Source organism: Pyxidicoccus sp. MSG2 (assembly GCF_026626705.1).
Taxonomy (GTDB): domain Bacteria; phylum Myxococcota; class Myxococcia; order Myxococcales; family Myxococcaceae; genus Myxococcus.
In genome coordinates this window covers 8,418,170-8,431,901 of sequence record NZ_JAPNKC010000001.1, presented here as the reverse complement: position 1 = coordinate 8,431,901, position 13,732 = coordinate 8,418,170, and the positions used below count along the sequence as shown (strand labels likewise).

The 13,732-nt window shown below is 70.5% G+C and carries 15 protein-coding genes; 7 read left to right on the top strand and 8 right to left on the bottom strand.

The genetic code is table 11. The features are described from left to right. Positions 1-46: 46 nt before the first annotated feature. The 4 genes from OV427_RS32980 to OV427_RS32965 all read right to left on the bottom strand — a co-directional run bounded on the left by OV427_RS32980 (position 47) and on the right by OV427_RS32965 (position 3,898). Positions 47-1,747: a substrate-binding and VWA domain-containing protein gene (locus OV427_RS32980; protein ID WP_267860183.1), complete on the bottom strand. Its 1,701-nt coding sequence runs from the start codon at positions 1,745-1,747 to the stop codon at positions 47-49. 133 nt (positions 1,748-1,880) lie between these two features. Further along, positions 1,881-2,597, bottom strand: a complete 717-nt coding sequence (locus OV427_RS32975; RefSeq protein WP_267860182.1) for a hypothetical protein — start codon at positions 2,595-2,597, stop codon at positions 1,881-1,883. Beyond that, on the bottom strand, positions 2,594-3,004 hold the full coding sequence (locus tag OV427_RS32970; protein ID WP_267860181.1) for a hypothetical protein: 411 nt from the start codon (positions 3,002-3,004) through the stop codon (positions 2,594-2,596). Before OV427_RS32970 ends, OV427_RS32975 begins: the two co-directional genes overlap by 4 nt. Positions 3,005-3,031: 27 nt before the next feature. Next, a complete protein-coding gene (locus OV427_RS32965; RefSeq protein ID WP_267860180.1) occupies positions 3,032-3,898 on the bottom strand; it encodes a WGR domain-containing protein in 867 nt (288 codons plus the stop codon). Positions 3,899-4,176: 278 nt separating this feature from the next. Between OV427_RS32965 and OV427_RS32960 the strand changes: the two genes are divergently transcribed. After that, positions 4,177-5,061: an alpha/beta hydrolase family protein gene (locus tag OV427_RS32960; RefSeq protein WP_267860179.1), complete on the top strand. Its 885-nt coding sequence runs from the start codon at positions 4,177-4,179 to the stop codon at positions 5,059-5,061. 169 nt (positions 5,062-5,230) lie between these two features. Beyond that, a complete protein-coding gene (locus tag OV427_RS32955) occupies positions 5,231-5,830 on the top strand; it encodes a DUF2378 family protein (protein WP_267860178.1) in 600 nt (199 codons plus the stop codon). A gap of 154 nt (positions 5,831-5,984) precedes the next feature. Here OV427_RS32955 and OV427_RS32950 read toward each other — a convergent pair whose 3' ends face one another. Both OV427_RS32950 and OV427_RS32945 read right to left on the bottom strand, forming a co-directional pair. After that, positions 5,985-6,203, bottom strand: coding sequence for a hypothetical protein (locus OV427_RS32950; protein ID WP_267860177.1), 219 nt, complete (start codon positions 6,201-6,203; stop codon positions 5,985-5,987). 2 nt (positions 6,204-6,205) lie between these two features. Beyond that, a complete protein-coding gene (locus tag OV427_RS32945) occupies positions 6,206-7,141 on the bottom strand; it encodes an FAD-dependent oxidoreductase (protein ID WP_267860176.1) in 936 nt (311 codons plus the stop codon). A gap of 153 nt (positions 7,142-7,294) precedes the next feature. Here OV427_RS32945 and OV427_RS32940 point away from each other — a divergent pair, with 153 nt between their 5' ends. Genes OV427_RS32940 through proC form a run of 3 tightly spaced genes read left to right on the top strand, consistent with a single transcriptional unit; the run spans position 7,295 to position 8,692 of the window. Beyond that, the gene (locus tag OV427_RS32940; protein WP_240360343.1) at positions 7,295-7,627 is read left to right on the top strand and encodes a MarR family winged helix-turn-helix transcriptional regulator; all 333 of its coding nucleotides are present in this window, start codon (positions 7,295-7,297) and stop codon (positions 7,625-7,627) included. 34 nt (positions 7,628-7,661) lie between these two features. Continuing rightward, complete coding sequence (locus OV427_RS32935) at positions 7,662-7,811, top strand: hypothetical protein (RefSeq protein WP_267860175.1); 150 nt, start codon at positions 7,662-7,664, stop codon at positions 7,809-7,811. 17 nt (positions 7,812-7,828) lie between these two features. Then, the gene (proC, locus tag OV427_RS32930; protein ID WP_267860174.1) at positions 7,829-8,692 is read left to right on the top strand and encodes a pyrroline-5-carboxylate reductase; all 864 of its coding nucleotides are present in this window, start codon (positions 7,829-7,831) and stop codon (positions 8,690-8,692) included. A 149-nt stretch (positions 8,693-8,841) separates the two neighbouring features. Here the strand turns inward: proC and OV427_RS32925 are convergent, their stop codons facing one another. Both OV427_RS32925 and OV427_RS32920 read right to left on the bottom strand, forming a co-directional pair. Continuing rightward, positions 8,842-9,837: an NAD-dependent epimerase/dehydratase family protein gene (locus tag OV427_RS32925; protein WP_267860173.1), complete on the bottom strand. Its 996-nt coding sequence runs from the start codon at positions 9,835-9,837 to the stop codon at positions 8,842-8,844. A 97-nt stretch (positions 9,838-9,934) separates the two neighbouring features. Further along, complete coding sequence (locus tag OV427_RS32920; RefSeq protein WP_267860172.1) at positions 9,935-10,735, bottom strand: hypothetical protein; 801 nt, start codon at positions 10,733-10,735, stop codon at positions 9,935-9,937. Positions 10,736-10,888: 153 nt separating this feature from the next. Between OV427_RS32920 and OV427_RS32915 the strand changes: the two genes are divergently transcribed. Together OV427_RS32915 and OV427_RS32910 are read left to right on the top strand one after the other, a co-directional pair. Continuing rightward, positions 10,889-11,926 carry a nucleotidyltransferase domain-containing protein gene (locus tag OV427_RS32915; RefSeq protein WP_267860171.1) on the top strand — a complete coding sequence of 346 codons (1,038 nt, stop codon included), beginning with the start codon at positions 10,889-10,891 and terminating at the stop codon, positions 11,924-11,926. A 64-nt stretch (positions 11,927-11,990) separates the two neighbouring features. Next, positions 11,991-13,583 (top strand): MBL fold metallo-hydrolase, encoded by a 1,593-nt coding sequence (locus OV427_RS32910; protein ID WP_267860170.1) that lies wholly within the window; start codon positions 11,991-11,993, stop codon positions 13,581-13,583. The last annotated feature ends 149 nt before the right edge of the window (positions 13,584-13,732 follow it).

Sequence of the window (13,732 nt, the reverse complement as noted above, 5' to 3'; positions counted from 1 at the left end):
TGTCTCGTGCGCCGCCGGCCATGTCCGTCCCGTGCCCTTGCCCGTCCTAGAAGAACGACGCCATGTCCCGGTACACCTGGACGATGTCCTCGACGCTGCCCTTCGCGCTGGAGCCCTTGCCCGCCTCGGCGATGCCGTCCAGCACTCCGCCCTCCGCGCCGTCTCCGTAGGCGATGGTGAAGACGCGCACCGCGGCGTCCTGCTCGTCGCTGGAGCCAAGGCCCTGCTTGAGCTGGTTGAGGGTGATGCTGCTGCTCTCGTCGCGTCCGTCCGTCATCACCATGACGGCGTGGATGCGGCCCGGCGACTGCCGCGCGCGGGCCTGGGCCACCTTGTAGGCGGCCTGGGTGGCGCCGTACAGCGCGGTGCCCCCCGAGGCGATGGTGTTGTCGATGCGTCCGGCCAGCTCCGCGCGGCCCTGGGCGTCCAGCGCGAGGGGCCCCACCGGCTGATAGACGTTGTTGTCGAAGAACAACAGCGTCACCTCGTCGCGGTCCGACAGCGTCTCCAGAAAGCGCTTCGCCCCGAGCTTCGCCTCGGCGAGCGGGCGGCCCTGCATGCTGCCGGACTTGTCGAAGACGAAGGTGACGTCGGTGGGCTTCTTCGTCTGGCGCCACACGGCGAGCAGCTTCTCCAGCACGTCCGCTTCCGGCACCTCCAGCAGCGTCTGCGGCTGCTTCGGGTCCGCGCCGTGCGCCGCGTCCACCGGCGCGCCAATGGACACGGCCGGGTCCGCTGGACGGAAGCCCAGCGCCAGCGCGCGCTCCTGCGCGGGGCGGCCCTTGAGGAAGCCGAGGAAGGCGTCCGCGGCCTCGCGCTCCTCCGCGCCCACCCACTCCGCGTCCAGCGTCGCGTAGGGGTGGTCCGACCAGAAGGTGCCCTCCACCGGGTAGATGGACACCAGCGGGAAGGGCGCGTCCGTCTGCTTCCCGTAGGACTCGATGACGAGGTTCTCGTAGAGCACCGCGGCGGAGATGTAGCCCGGGCCGCGCTGGAGCATCTTGTCCGCGAAGAAGCCGGTGGACTTGCCGTAGTGCACCACCGTGCCTTCAATCTGCTGGAGCAATTCCAGCGTCTTCGGCGACTCCACGTCCGCGGCGCTCAAGCCGCGCGTCTTGGCCGCGCCCGCGTAGGCCTCGGCGAGCACCGACAGCAGGCCGGAGTTGGAGAACTCAGGGTGGGTGTGGCCCAGCTTGAAGCGGCCCCACTCGACGTGGCCGTAGGCGGCCCAGCCCTGCGGGTTGGCGGCCACCTTCATCAAATCCGCCCAGCCCAGGGGCTTGCCGGGCCAGCCGAGCGCCTCCGCCATGGGCTTCCACATGGCGATGACGATGGGGGACAGCAGCACCGGCTCGCCCTGCCCCACCACCGGCTGCGTGCGCCCGGTGGCCTGCGTCCACGCGCTGTTGAGCAGGGGCAGGTAGGCGCTGGAGGCGGGGCTGTAGACGTGGGCCTTCAGCCGGCCGGAGACGATTTCCTGCACCGCCTCACCCGAGCCCATGGCCTTGCCCTCGACGCGGATGGGGCGGCCGGACTTCGTGGTGGCGCCGCTGGCCTCGAAGGCGCGCGCCTGCTCCTCCAGCCACGTCTTCTTCTCGCTGCCGTAGGCGACGGTGAGCACCACCGCGTTGGCGGGCTTCGCGGCCGCGCGGCCGGTGGTGCCCGTCTCACCCGACGAGCCACCACCACCGCACTTGCAGGCCGCCAGCAGGGCCAGCGCGAGACATCCCAGTTGAAGCTTCCACATCGGCGGGTTCTCCCCCTGCGGCGTCGGTCACCACTGTGAAACGTCCCGACGTCACACCACAAGGAGCCCCACCTCTAGCTCACCTCGTCTTTGCACCCCTGTCACAGCAACGTCACGAAAGGGGCCTGCCCGCCTAGGGGGCGTAGGTGACGACGACGTGGTTGCCCGTCACCATGAGCCGGCGCGGCGCGGCACCGCTGGCCTGGAGCGTCATGTCGAACACCATCGGCAGGCGCAGCGCCTTGCTGTTCATCTCGCTCTGGAGGCGGCTCTCCGCGCTGGAGTCGCGCTTCGCCTTGAGGCGGATGTCGGTGGCCTGGGCACGGGCGAGCACGCGGGCTCCGTCCAGCGTGAGCTCCACTTCCATGTCGGCGATGGCGCCCTTGGTGACGGCCTGCTCGAAGTCCTTCACCTGGCCCTTCGCGAAGGACGGGACGCTGCCGGTGTATTTGATTTTCTCGCCGCGCATGTGCGCCTTGCAGCGCAGCCGGTTGCGGGAGAGGAATTGGAAGTCCGTCACGCGCTCCACGACGATTTCGCCCTGGAGCTTGCTGTTGAAGTCGCGGCCGGGCATCCGGTACGGCACCATCTGCGCCGCCATCCGATCCAGCGCCTCGGGCGTGAAGTAGAGCGAGAACGCCCCGCCCGCCTTCGCCGGGGACTGCAGCTCCGCGAGGTACGCGGCGGAGGCCTGCACCGACTGGTCGGCGGCCTGCACCTCGCGGGTGAGCTGCCCGTTCTCGTCCTTCAATGCCCTCATCCGGACGCGCGGGTCCGCGGCGCAGCCTCCGAGCAGCACGGCGGCGGTAAGCAGCCCCCAGGCGGCGTACAGCTTCGTTCGCGCGCTCATTGCGGGGACACCTGGCAGTTGCCCGGCGACACCTTCCAGCCTCCGTTGGTGCGGGCGGCGGAGAAGCTCGGCGTCATCTGGAAGGCGCGGTGGCTCAGCTTCACCTTCGAGTGGACGGTGCCGGAGCGCGGCATGCCCTTCGCCGGAGCGCTGGCGGCGGTGACGCCCGCGCAGTCCAGGCCGCGCAGCCCGGCGGCGGCCTCCGCCTGGGTGGTGGCGGCGAAGGACTGCTCGATTTCCGCCTGCTTGCGGCGCAGCTCCTCGCGCAGGGCTTGGTTGCGTGCTTCCAGTTCCTGCACGGCGGCGTCCGAAGTGTTGCCGCCGCGCGTCGCGCCGCTCTCGGAGGCGCAGCCTGCCGCCAGCAGCAACAGCGCCGCCAGCAGCCCTCGTGGGGTGGTGCTCGTCATGCACCGCACGGTAGCACCGGCGGCGCCTCAGGCCTCCAGGCGGGCCAGGCGCTTCGCGAGGTGCGCGTCGCCCCCGGCGTCCACGCCCTTCACCCAGGCCGCCAGTGAGCCGCCCGCGGAGGTCAGGTGTGACTCCACGTGGGGCCGCAGCTCCGCCCAGCGCTTCGCCCAGCCGTCCTCGGACAGGCCACCGCCGAGGCCCGGGCGCTCGGCCAGTAGCATGCCCAGGCGCAGCGCCAGCTCGGGCTCGCCCAGGGACGCGGCCTGCTGGGAGACGGCGGCAGCGGCGGGGGCGGCCGGTGCCGCGGCGCGCCGCCACACCTCGGAGGCGCGGATGAAGGCCGCCACGTCCACCGCGCCCAGCAGCGACAGCGCGTGCCGCAGCGGAAGGCGGCCTTCCTTCGGAGGCGCCACCACACGCTCCATCAGCGCGGTGAAGGTGCCCGCCAGCTCCGGGTGCGCCGCCGGGTCCACACCGCCGAGCGCGCGCAGGGTACGACGGGCTCGACGGGCACGGGACGTCACCTCCCAGCTGCGCCACCCGAGCCGGGCGCGCAGGGCGGCCAGCGCGTCGGCGGCGGCCTTCACGGCCTCGGGCGTGGGGCTGGCGCGCGGCATGCGGCGGGGCAGCGGGGCCTTCTCGGGCTTGGGGGGCGGCGGGGGCTCGGCGGTGGTGGCCGCGGCGCCGGCCGTCACCTCGACGTAGCCCTCGCGCTGCTTCTCGGCGACCTTCTTCTCGTACTCGCGGCGGGCGGAGGCCTCGTCGGGGAACGCCTTCTCCTTGCGCTGGCCCGCGGTGCCGATGCGGCCGAACGTGACGGTGAAGGTGCTGCCCTTGAGCTCCGGCTCCCAGAACTTGGAGCTGCTGCCCTCGACGAACTCGAACCTGCGCATGGCGCTCTCCTCCTCGGGCGACGGCGTCCGGCGCACGCTAACCTGCTTCAGGGACGTCCGGTAAGGCTCAGGCTCGGCATTGCGATTCGAAGGCTCGAAGGTGCGGGACGGGGAACACGGCCGTGGAGGCCCTCCTGCCCCTCAGCGCCCCAGGCCTGCTCGCGCCTCACGTCGCGACAGGGCCCCGGTTCCTCCTTTGCGCGCAACCTTTCGCCTCGCGAGGTGTTCTGACGGGACCCGGTCGAAGGACCGAGGCCACGACACAAGGAGTCCATGGAATGAAGACGTGGAGCCACCCCGGTGTTTCCTTTCTGAGTCGCGGTGCGTTGTTGCTGTGGCTGTCCGGCTGTGGTGGCGCCGAGTCAGCGCCGGATGGGCTCACGGCGGAGGAGGCCGGCACCCGGGTGCAGGCCCTCGCGCCCTCCACGCCCCAGGCGGACTGCTCGAAGTTCCTCGTCACCGGAAGCCCGACGTCCGCCACCGGCGCCACCTGGACCTACGACTCCGTGGATTCAGGCGTGCACTACGTGCTCAAGGGCATCCTCTTCAAGCCCGCGACCGGGACCGGACCGTTCCCGGCGGTCGTCGTCAGCCACGGCAAGGGAGGCACCGCGCGCGGCTACTCGGCCACCGTGGCGAAGACGATGGTGGGCTGGGGTCTGGTGGCCATCGGCACCACCTATACCCATGCCGCCGATGCCGCCGGCACGCTCCCGAGCGGCGGCGAAGGGGCCTCTCCGGAGAACGTGCTGCGCGCGCACAAGGCGAGGGACCTGCTGTCCTGCGTGGGCAACATCGACTTCTCCCGGGTGGCGGCGCATGGCCACAGCATGGGGGGCTTCGTCACCGGCCAGCTCCTGGGAACGTACCCGGCGGACTTCCGCGCTGGCTCGCACACCGCCGGAGGCGTAAGCTCGGGCCCCAACGCCACCACGCCGGACGCGGCCGCGAACATCACCACGCCCTACCAGCTCCACCATGGCGACGCGGACACGGTGGTCGACCTCTCGCTGGACCAGACGCTGAACTCCATCCTGGCCACGAGCGGAACCCCCCACCAGCTCCACGTCTACGCGGGCTACACCCACTCGCAGATTCCCTTCGACACCACCATGCTCTCACGGGTGAGGAACTGGTACCGCGCGCACGGCGTCCTGCCCTGAGCGCCCGACGGACACGGGGCATGACACGCTGAGCGAGTGAAAGACGCGAAAACGGGGCAACTTCCGTTAACGCTTCTTCATATACGCGCAACACCAGGGACAGGCGGGGACGGCAGTCTCCCGCTCATTCCTGGAGCGCGAAGGCGCTCCCGACTGAAAGAGCGACCTCATGACACTGGCAACGATGCGGGCCCCCTGCCGCGAGCCCATGGTGTTCGGCTACGCGCTGGACACCCTGCTGGCGACAGCAGCGCCGCTGATGCCCCTCACCCTCAAGACCCTGGAGCGGCAGGGCGTCTTCGCCAGCCGCCCCCTGCACGCGGCCTACCCCTGCTCGGTGTGGCCGGCCACCATCCGCATGCTGGCGGGCACCACCCTGCCCCACCTGGAGCGCGACGAGGCGGAGTACGCGCTGGGCCACGCCTTCGCCGAGCGATTCATCCAGGCCCGCATGGGCACGGTGCTCCAGGGCTTCGCCCAGGTGGTGGGCACCGAGCAGATGCTGCTGCGCCTGTCTCGCGCACTGCGCTCCACCAACAACTTCCTCGACGTCTCCGTGCGTCCCCACGGCGACGAGGGCGGCTGGGAGCTGCGGCTGCACCCGGTGCCCGAGTTCACCCACCACCCGCGCCGCCTGGCGGACCCACCCCACTTCGCGCGGGGCCTGCTCACCTACGCCTTCCAGCACGGCGGAGCCCCCACCGCGCGGCTGACCCTCGCCGACCACGACGAGGGCCGCGCCCTCACCACCTTCCACGTGGGCCTGTAGGGTCCACCGCGCGCGGACAGGTTGATTCCGCGACTCGCTGGCTCGAGTGGGGCCTGCCTCTGGGAGGCGCGCCCCCCACTACGAGCAGCGCCGTCCCGGACACGGTACGGACCCTCCAGCCGTGGAGGCCCACCCTGGGGCACGGGCTTCCGGCTCAGGGATGGGGAGCTTCCACCATCCTCTGAATCTCCTCGAAGTGCCCGAGCACGTGCGCGAGCGCGTGCTCCGACACGAAGTCGAGCCCCTCCATCGCGCCCGCCGCCGCGTCCGCGGCCCGCGCGAACATGCGCGCCTCGTAGGCCGCCACCGCGCGACTCCAGTCGGAATCCTCGACGAGCCCCAGCGCCAATTCCGCCGCATCCAGCATGGCCATGTTCACACCCTCGCCGGGAATGGCGGCATGACATGCGCCGCGTCTCCCAGCAGCGTCACGCCCGGCCGGTGCGTCCACCGGTGCCCCACCGGGAGCGCGACGATGGGTCGCGGGACGATGGTGTCATTGCACACGTCGATGAACCGGAGCAGCGAAGGCGCCCACCCGGCGAAGCGCGCCTTGAGCGTCTCGCGAGCACGCCCGGGGGAGGACAGGTCCACCCCGCCCTGCTGGAGCCAGTCCTCGGCCACGCGGAACATGAGGTAGACGCGGACGTGCGCGTTGCTGCTGCGCTGCGCGATGAGGCCCAGGCAGTTGCCGACCACGGAGACCTTGCCACGAGGGATGAGTGCGGCGAGGTCGGGATGCCGCGCGTCCACATCGTCGATGCTCAGCTCGACGAACAACACCCCCGTGTAGCGAGGCTCCTCATCCGACACGAGCGGTCGCACCCTGGACCACGCACCGTCCGCTCCCACCACGAGGTCGAACTCCCCGAGCGAACCGCGGGCACCCACGACGCGATGGCGCCCATCCGGCAAGGGCTCCACCGCGCGCACCTTGCTTCCCCACCGAATCGTCTCAGGCGGCAGACTGTCGAGCAGGAGCGTGCGCAGGTGCTCGCGGTCAATCTCGGGCCGGTCACCGTCCGGGTCTCCTCCCAGGGAGAAGCGCAGCGTCCCCTGGTCGTCATAGAGCGCGTCGCCCTGGTCCTCGTAGCGCGCGAGCGCCTTGAACCCCGCTTCGAGCCCGGCGTGGCGCAGCGCGACCAGGGCCGAGTCCGCGTGCAGGTCCAGCGAGCCGCCCTGCGGGCGCGACAGCCGGTGCGCGTCCAGCTCGAACACCGTGGAGCCGATGCCCCGCGTCGCCAGGATTCGCGCGAGCGTCAGCCCTCCCGGCCCTCCACCTACGATTCCAATGCGCTTTCCAGTTTGCATAGGCCCCTTACTAATAATAAATAGGTACCTATGCAATCGGATCGAAAGCCACGCGCCTGGAACCCCGAAGCCACGTCGGCGTATTGGATCAACCGAGCGTCGCGGCTGCTCATGCGCCTCCATGAGGCACGCCTGCGCCCGCTGGGATTCGGCATGAGCCAGCTTCCCGTGCTGATTGCGCTCGAGGACGGAGGAGCGCTGTCGCAGAAGACGCTCGCGGAGTTGGCGCGCGTGGAGCAGCCGACGATGGCGGAGATGCTCGCGCGCATGGAGCGCGACGGCGTCATCCGGCGCGAACCCAACCCGGAAGACAAGCGAGGGAGCCTCACCTCGCTCACCTCCCAGTCCCGCGCCCGGATTGCCGAGGCGAAAGCGGCGCTGCTGCGAGGAGAGGACGAGGCGACCGCGGGCTTCACACAGCAGGAGAAGGCGCTCCTGCGCGAGTTCCTGCAGCGCGTCGTCCGGAACCTTGAAGCAGAGGGTTGACGCCATCCCGACAGGGTCTCCACCGGGCAGGGCCTTGGCGGAAACCGGCTGGAGCCTTCCCGCGACGCCCCACCCGCGCGTCACGGTGGGCCTGGGCTTCAATCTCACCTATGACAGCACTCCGCCCGCGACGGTGCCTGCACCGGGCACGCAGTCGCGGACCACCGTCGGAGTGAAGCTCTAGCGAGGAGCGTGCCCACCATGATGACCCCACCCGTCCCCACGCCCATCGTCCTCCTCGGCGGCGGCAAGCTGGCCGAGGCCATCATCCGGGGCCTGCTCCGCTCCGGACAGGTGCGCCCGTCCGACCTGCGCGTCACCGTGCGCCGGCCCGAGCGCGGCGAGGAGCTGCGCTCCCGCCACGGCGTGCACGTCCTGACCGACAACGCCCAGGCGGTGCGCGGCGCGGCGGTGGTCCTGCTCTCGGTACGCCAGGCCCAGATGACGGAGCTGATGGAGGTCATCGCCCCCGCGCTGGAGGAGGGCCAGGTCGTCGTGTCGCTGTCCGCGGACGTGCGACTGGAGCAGCTGGAAGCGGCGCTGCCATCCCGGGTCGCCGTCCTGCGCGCCATGCCCAACACCCCCGTGGGCGTGGGCGAGGGCGTGACGCCGCTCACGGAGGGCACCCGGGGAACAGAAGCCGCGAGGAGGGCGGCGGAGGCACTATTCACCGCGACGGGCCGGACGCTGTGGGTCTCCGAGGCCGAGCTCACGGTCTGCACGGGCGTGTCCGGCACGGGGCCCGCGTATGTGTTCCGCTTCGTGGAGGCGCTGGCCCGGGCCGCGAGGGACCACGGGATGGAGGCCTCGGAGGCGGAGGCGCTGGCGCGGGGCACGCTCATCGGCGCGGCGAAGCTGCTGGCCGAACCGGGCGCCACCACGGAGAAGCTCATCGCCGAGGTGGCGACCCCGGGCGGCATCACCGAGGCGGGCCTCGTCGCGCTGGAGACCCATGGCCTCTCCCGCGCCGTGGGCGAGGCCGTGTCCGTCGCCATCCAACGCGCGAAGGAGCGCGCGGACGCCTCCGCCCGTCACGCCAGCGCCGTCGCCACCGCGCCGAAGTGACCTCTTCCAGCGCACCGTGGTGGACCGGGTGATGACGCTCGCGCCGCCAGCGGAGGGCCTGCGATTCATCCCCGTTGGCACATGGAACGACTCCACCCCGTTCCGCGCAGGAACCACGCACGGGGCTGCGTTCATCGTGGAGCCGTCCCCTACAGCGTGCGCGGCGCCTTCGCCTTGTAGTCCGCGCGCATCTCGCGCAGCCCTTCCTCGCGCGTCATCCGGCCCTCGTAGCCCAGCTCCTCGCGGGCCTTGGCGTCGCTCACCGTCACCTCTCGCCCCACCAGCAGCAGCTCGGCACGGGTGAGCGGCGGCCGGCTGCTCAGGTGGAACGCGCCCCACACCATGTCCCCGAGGGTGGCCAGCGTCGCCGCCAGGCCATACGGCACCGTGCGCGTGCCCGCGTCCACGTTCTGCGACTGCAGCATCTCGGTGATGAAGTCGCGGAACACCACCGGCTCGCCGTCGGTGAGGAAGTACGCCTGGCCTCCGCGTCCCTTCTCCGCCGCCAGCAGCATGCCCTCCACGCAGTTGGCCACGTGGCAGGTGGAGGACAGGTAGCGCCCGCCGCCGAACCACGCGAAGCGCTTCGCCTTCACCGCGTCGATGAACTCCGGCAGCAGGGAGGTGTCCCCCTTCCCCCAGATGAAGCGCGGGCGCACCGCCACGGTGACGAAGTCCGGGGAGCTGACGCTCAGCACCCGCTTCTCCGCCTCGGCCTTGGTGGAGGGGTAGTTGCCGATGGGGCGCTCCGGAATCGGCCAGGTCTCGTTCACATTCACCAGCGGCGTGCCGTCCACCAGCACCGCCTCCGTGCTGACGTGCACCAACCGCTTCACGCCCGCCGCGCGCGCCGCCTCCAGCACCCGCTCCGTGCCGCGCACGTTGGCCTCGTAGAACTCCTCGCGAGGCCCCCACCCCTTCACGTACGCCGCCGCGTGGAAGACGGTGTCGCAGCCCTCCATGCCGGGCTTCAGCTTGTCCGCGTCGGACAGGTCTCCCTCGAAGGGCTCGGCGCCGGACTCCGTCACCGCCGCCACGGAGGACGGGGAGCGCGCCAGCGCACGCACCGAGTCCCCGCGCGCCTTCAGCGCCGCGATGAGGTTCCTGCCCACGAAGCCCGAACCGCCGGTGACGAACGCCCGCATGGACCGCTCCCTGTCATGAAAGTCCCGGCGCTCCTAGCACCACCCGCGTCCGGCGAGGTAGCCGACGGTTGGACGCGTCGTCCGCGAACCCCGCACCCTACCGGGCACTCTGCCGGCGCCCGAGCGCCTCCGCGAACCACGCGCCGTACACCGTCCCCACGGTCGACACGTAGGGACGGAACCCCCGGAGGCCGTACTTGACCAGGCGCAGGGCCGTGCGGTGCGGGCGGGCCATCTCGACCACGCGAACGCGGCGGTCGAGGAAGTCTACCCAGGAGTGCGGCCCCGCATGCAGGTGGCGGTCGTCCAGGGTGAACTGGCAGATGCTGAGGTCGGTGAAGGCCACCTGGTTGTGCAGCGGGACGCCCTCGCGGAAGAGCGACGGGAGGTGCACCAACTGGAGCACATGTCCCTCGGGCGAATGGAACTGCAGCACGTACATCTCGCTGCCGTCCGCGAAGCGCCGGAGCCGGGGCAGCTCCTGCCCGGGCGTGGCGCGGTTCTCGTCGCTGATACATCGGGCGTGCGCATCGCGGCCGAGCGCCGTTCCCACCAGCCACTGCCACAGGTTGGCGTACGCCCTCCCCTTGCATGGCTTGTAGCCGCTCTCCAGCATGCGCCGCGCCGTCCGCTCGAAGGCGGCGACCGAACCGCAGAACAAATCGTAGTCACCGCCGTCCCGCCCGCCGCGCATCTCCCCGCTGAGCCACCTGAGCACTCGGCCCCCGAGCAGCCAGGTGTCCTCCGCCAGGAGGTGGGCGTGGGGCAGTTCCTCCAACCCGAGGATGCGGCGCACCTCGGAGATGGGAATGGGCGTTCCCGACTCGAGCAGGGGACGCAATTCCTTTTCTTCTGTAGACGTGAAGCGACGGGCCATGGGCGGACGCGACGATACCATGGGCCCACCCTCACGGCCGTGGTCGCCATCACCGTGGTCTTGCGGCCCCTGGTGCCGCCCGGCGATGCTAACCCCCGCAAGGACTTCCTTCGGATGGCCTGGCCCGCGCACCGCGACTCCAACACCGTACATTCCGACGAAGGACCCCGATCCATGATGGAAGTGGAAGACGTAACGCTGGTGGGCATGACGGAGGACATGAACGTCAATGCCACCCTCTACGGTTTCGTCGGGCTGGCGCAGATGGCCTTCCCGGGCCGCGTCCTCTCGTACTTCATGGTGGGCAGCCAGGCCACGAGCGAGGCCGTGGGGGCCAGCGACATCGACGTCGTCATGATCTTCAAGGGCCGGTTCCACGAGGGGGAGCTGGAGCGCTTCGAGCTCTTCCGCCGCTACGTCGGCCCGCTGTGCCGGATGCCACTGGACGTCAGCGCGACGGAGGAGGCGCGGCTGCTCGAGGATGGGGAGGTGAACCTCAAGGAGTCCTCCCTGCTGCTGATGGGCGAGGACATCCGGGAGCGCATCCCCCTGATGCCCAAGGACAAGTGGCTGCGCTACTGCATGCACCGCCCCTTCATCTTCATGGAGCGCAGCCGCGCGCACGCCGACGATGAGCCGCTTCGCCACCCGTTCTCCTTCCCCGATGCCCAGGGCGAGCTCTACGGCTACGACCACCGCGAGCACGTGGAGGCGGACGGCACCCGGCACCGCAGCATCAAGGAGCTCGTCACGCTCGCCTGCCGCCTGGCCACGGCGCTGGTGTCACTGAAGGCGGAGGCCTACACCTTCTCGAAGCGCTCGGCCATCGAGGCCCACCGGCAGCTCATCAACGACGAGTGGACACCGCTGTTCGAGGAGATCTACGCGTGCCGCACGCGCGGGGGCTACCGGGTGCCCGCCGACCCGAAGGAGCGCGAGCACCTGCGCGCGCTGTGCGCCCGCATGCTGGAGGCGGAGAACCACTTCCTGGGCCTCTACAAGGACTACCTGCTGGCCGAGCTGCGGGCCGGCGAGATGCGCGACCGGGTGATGGCCGCCCGGAGGCTGGGGCTCATCCTCTACTCCGGAGACGAGGTCCTCACCGCGCTGCGCGAGCAGGCCGCCACGGCCGAGGAGCCCCTGCGCGAGGAGGCCCGGGAGGCCATCTCCCGCCTGGAGAAGCACGGCGCCCCCGTGCGCCCCGCGGCCTGAGCCGAATCCCCTGAATGGACCGCACGCCGGTCCACACACCCCAGCCGTTCCGAGAGAAATACCGATGTCCGAGCCGGCGCTGTACCTGAAGCAGAACGTCGTCACCGAGCCGCTGTACAACCAGTGGTACGCGTGGTGGTACCTGGTGTCCCCGATGACGGCGCCACTCTTCGTGGCGAACCTCCATGTGAAGATCATGGAGTCGTTCGTGGCCAACCCGGCCATCCACGTGGCGGCCCTCAAGAGCCCGGCGCTCCGCGGCGGCCCCTACCTCAACTACGGCGTGGACCGGGTGGAGGGCGTCAAGGCGCTGCTGGAGCGCACCCTGAGCGAGGAGGCCCTGTCGCTCAAGTACGCCCAGGCGATGCTGGACCTGGACAAGCTGCTGTCCACCGCGGAGGGCTTCTCGCTGGAGGAGCTGTACCCGCGGGTGCCGGACCTGCTGCGCGGCTACGTGGAGCTGACGTACGACCTGAACAACCGCGCCTCACCGCGCTTCTTCGAGTCGCTGCTCTACCTCAGCCCCTTCCACCGCGAGTCCTCGCAGAGCCTGTGCATGCGGCTGGTCCACGGCGACGCGCGCCCGTATGTCTTCAGCACGCCGCGGCTGGACACGGACGACGGCAGCCTCATCGTCAAGACGCCCTACCGCAACGAAGCCATCGATCAGCTCTTCTCCATGCGGCGCACGCCCGGGCCGGTGGGGCCGGTGCGCGAGGCGCTGGGCGTCGAGGCCAAGGACCACGAGACGTTCTCCACCTTCTTCACGGACCAGCCGCCGCGCCCTGCCTCCAGGTATGACGGCGAGGGCGTGCGCATCCGCTACTTCGGCCACGCGTGCGTGCTCATCGAGACGCGCGACGTCAGCATCCTGACGGACCCCGTCGTCAGCTACGACTTCCCCTCGGAGCTGCCGCGCTACACCTACGCGGACCTGCCCGAGCACATCGACTACGTCCTCATCACCCACGGCCATGCCGACCACCTGATGTTCGAGCCGTTGCTCCAGCTGCGCCACCGCATCGGCACCCTCGTGGTGCCGGCCAGCAGCGGCGGCGGGCTGGTGGACCCCTCGCTCAAGCTGATGCTGCAGAACACCGGCTTCCGCAACGTGGTGGCCCTCAGCGAGATGGAGACCCTGCCGCTACCGGGCGGACGGCTCCTCGGCCTGCCCTTCATCGGTGAGCACGGCGACCTGAACATCCAGGCGAAGATCGCCCACCTCATCCAGCTCGGGGGCCGGTCGCTGCTGATGGCCGCGGACTCCAACGCGCTCGAGCCGCACCTGTACGATCACATCCACCGGGCGGTGGGAAACATCGACGTGATGTTCCTGGGCATGGAGTCCGAGGGCGGCCCGCTCAGCTGGATGTACGGCCCGCTGCTGCCCACCCCGCTGTCGCGCAAGATGGACCAGTCCCGGCGGCTCAACGGCTCCAACGCCGTGCGGGCCATCGAAATCGTCCAGCGGCTCAAGCCCCAGCAGGTCTACATCTACGCCATGGGTCAGGAGCCCTGGCTGGGACATGTGATGGTGATGGGCTACCACGAGAACTCGCCGCAGCTCGTCGAGTCGCGCAAGCTCATGGAGTACTGCCGCGGCCAGGGCATCACCACCGGCCTGCCGTACGGCCAGGCGGAGTTCTTCCTGCGCTGAAGTATCTCGGACCTCGGACCCGGGGCCGGACAGCCCCTGGGTCCGCGTCCCGGTGCTGACTGGACCTCGGCCCGGTGATGCCCGAAGCGCGCCAGACTCGCGCCAGCTCCGCATCCCGCTGCGACGGGTGCCACTCCTGAGAAGTGCGA

What these genes read in the sequence shown, in the direction of transcription:
- OV427_RS32980 (WP_267860183.1), bottom strand. Translation starts at nt 1,747, where the DNA reads ATGTGGAAGCTTCAACTGGGATGTCTCGCGCTGGCCCTGCTGGCGGCC.
- OV427_RS32975 (WP_267860182.1), bottom strand. Translation starts at nt 2,597, where the DNA reads ATGAGCGCGCGAACGAAGCTGTACGCCGCCTGGGGGCTGCTTACCGCC.
- OV427_RS32970 (WP_267860181.1), bottom strand. Translation starts at nt 3,004, where the DNA reads ATGACGAGCACCACCCCACGAGGGCTGCTGGCGGCGCTGTTGCTGCTG.
- OV427_RS32965 (WP_267860180.1), bottom strand. Translation starts at nt 3,898, where the DNA reads ATGCGCAGGTTCGAGTTCGTCGAGGGCAGCAGCTCCAAGTTCTGGGAG.
- OV427_RS32960 (WP_267860179.1), top strand. Translation starts at nt 4,177, where the DNA reads ATGAAGACGTGGAGCCACCCCGGTGTTTCCTTTCTGAGTCGCGGTGCG.
- OV427_RS32955 (WP_267860178.1), top strand. Translation starts at nt 5,231, where the DNA reads ATGACACTGGCAACGATGCGGGCCCCCTGCCGCGAGCCCATGGTGTTC.
- OV427_RS32950 (WP_267860177.1), bottom strand. Translation starts at nt 6,203, where the DNA reads ATGGCCATGCTGGATGCGGCGGAATTGGCGCTGGGGCTCGTCGAGGAT.
- OV427_RS32945 (WP_267860176.1), bottom strand. Translation starts at nt 7,141, where the DNA reads ATGCAAACTGGAAAGCGCATTGGAATCGTAGGTGGAGGGCCGGGAGGG.
- OV427_RS32940 (WP_240360343.1), top strand. Translation starts at nt 7,295, where the DNA reads ATGAGCCAGCTTCCCGTGCTGATTGCGCTCGAGGACGGAGGAGCGCTG.
- proC (WP_267860174.1), top strand. Translation starts at nt 7,829, where the DNA reads ATGATGACCCCACCCGTCCCCACGCCCATCGTCCTCCTCGGCGGCGGC.
- OV427_RS32925 (WP_267860173.1), bottom strand. Translation starts at nt 9,837, where the DNA reads ATGCGGGCGTTCGTCACCGGCGGTTCGGGCTTCGTGGGCAGGAACCTC.
- OV427_RS32920 (WP_267860172.1), bottom strand. Translation starts at nt 10,735, where the DNA reads ATGGTATCGTCGCGTCCGCCCATGGCCCGTCGCTTCACGTCTACAGAA.
- OV427_RS32915 (WP_267860171.1), top strand. Translation starts at nt 10,889, where the DNA reads ATGATGGAAGTGGAAGACGTAACGCTGGTGGGCATGACGGAGGACATG.
- OV427_RS32910 (WP_267860170.1), top strand. Translation starts at nt 11,991, where the DNA reads ATGTCCGAGCCGGCGCTGTACCTGAAGCAGAACGTCGTCACCGAGCCG.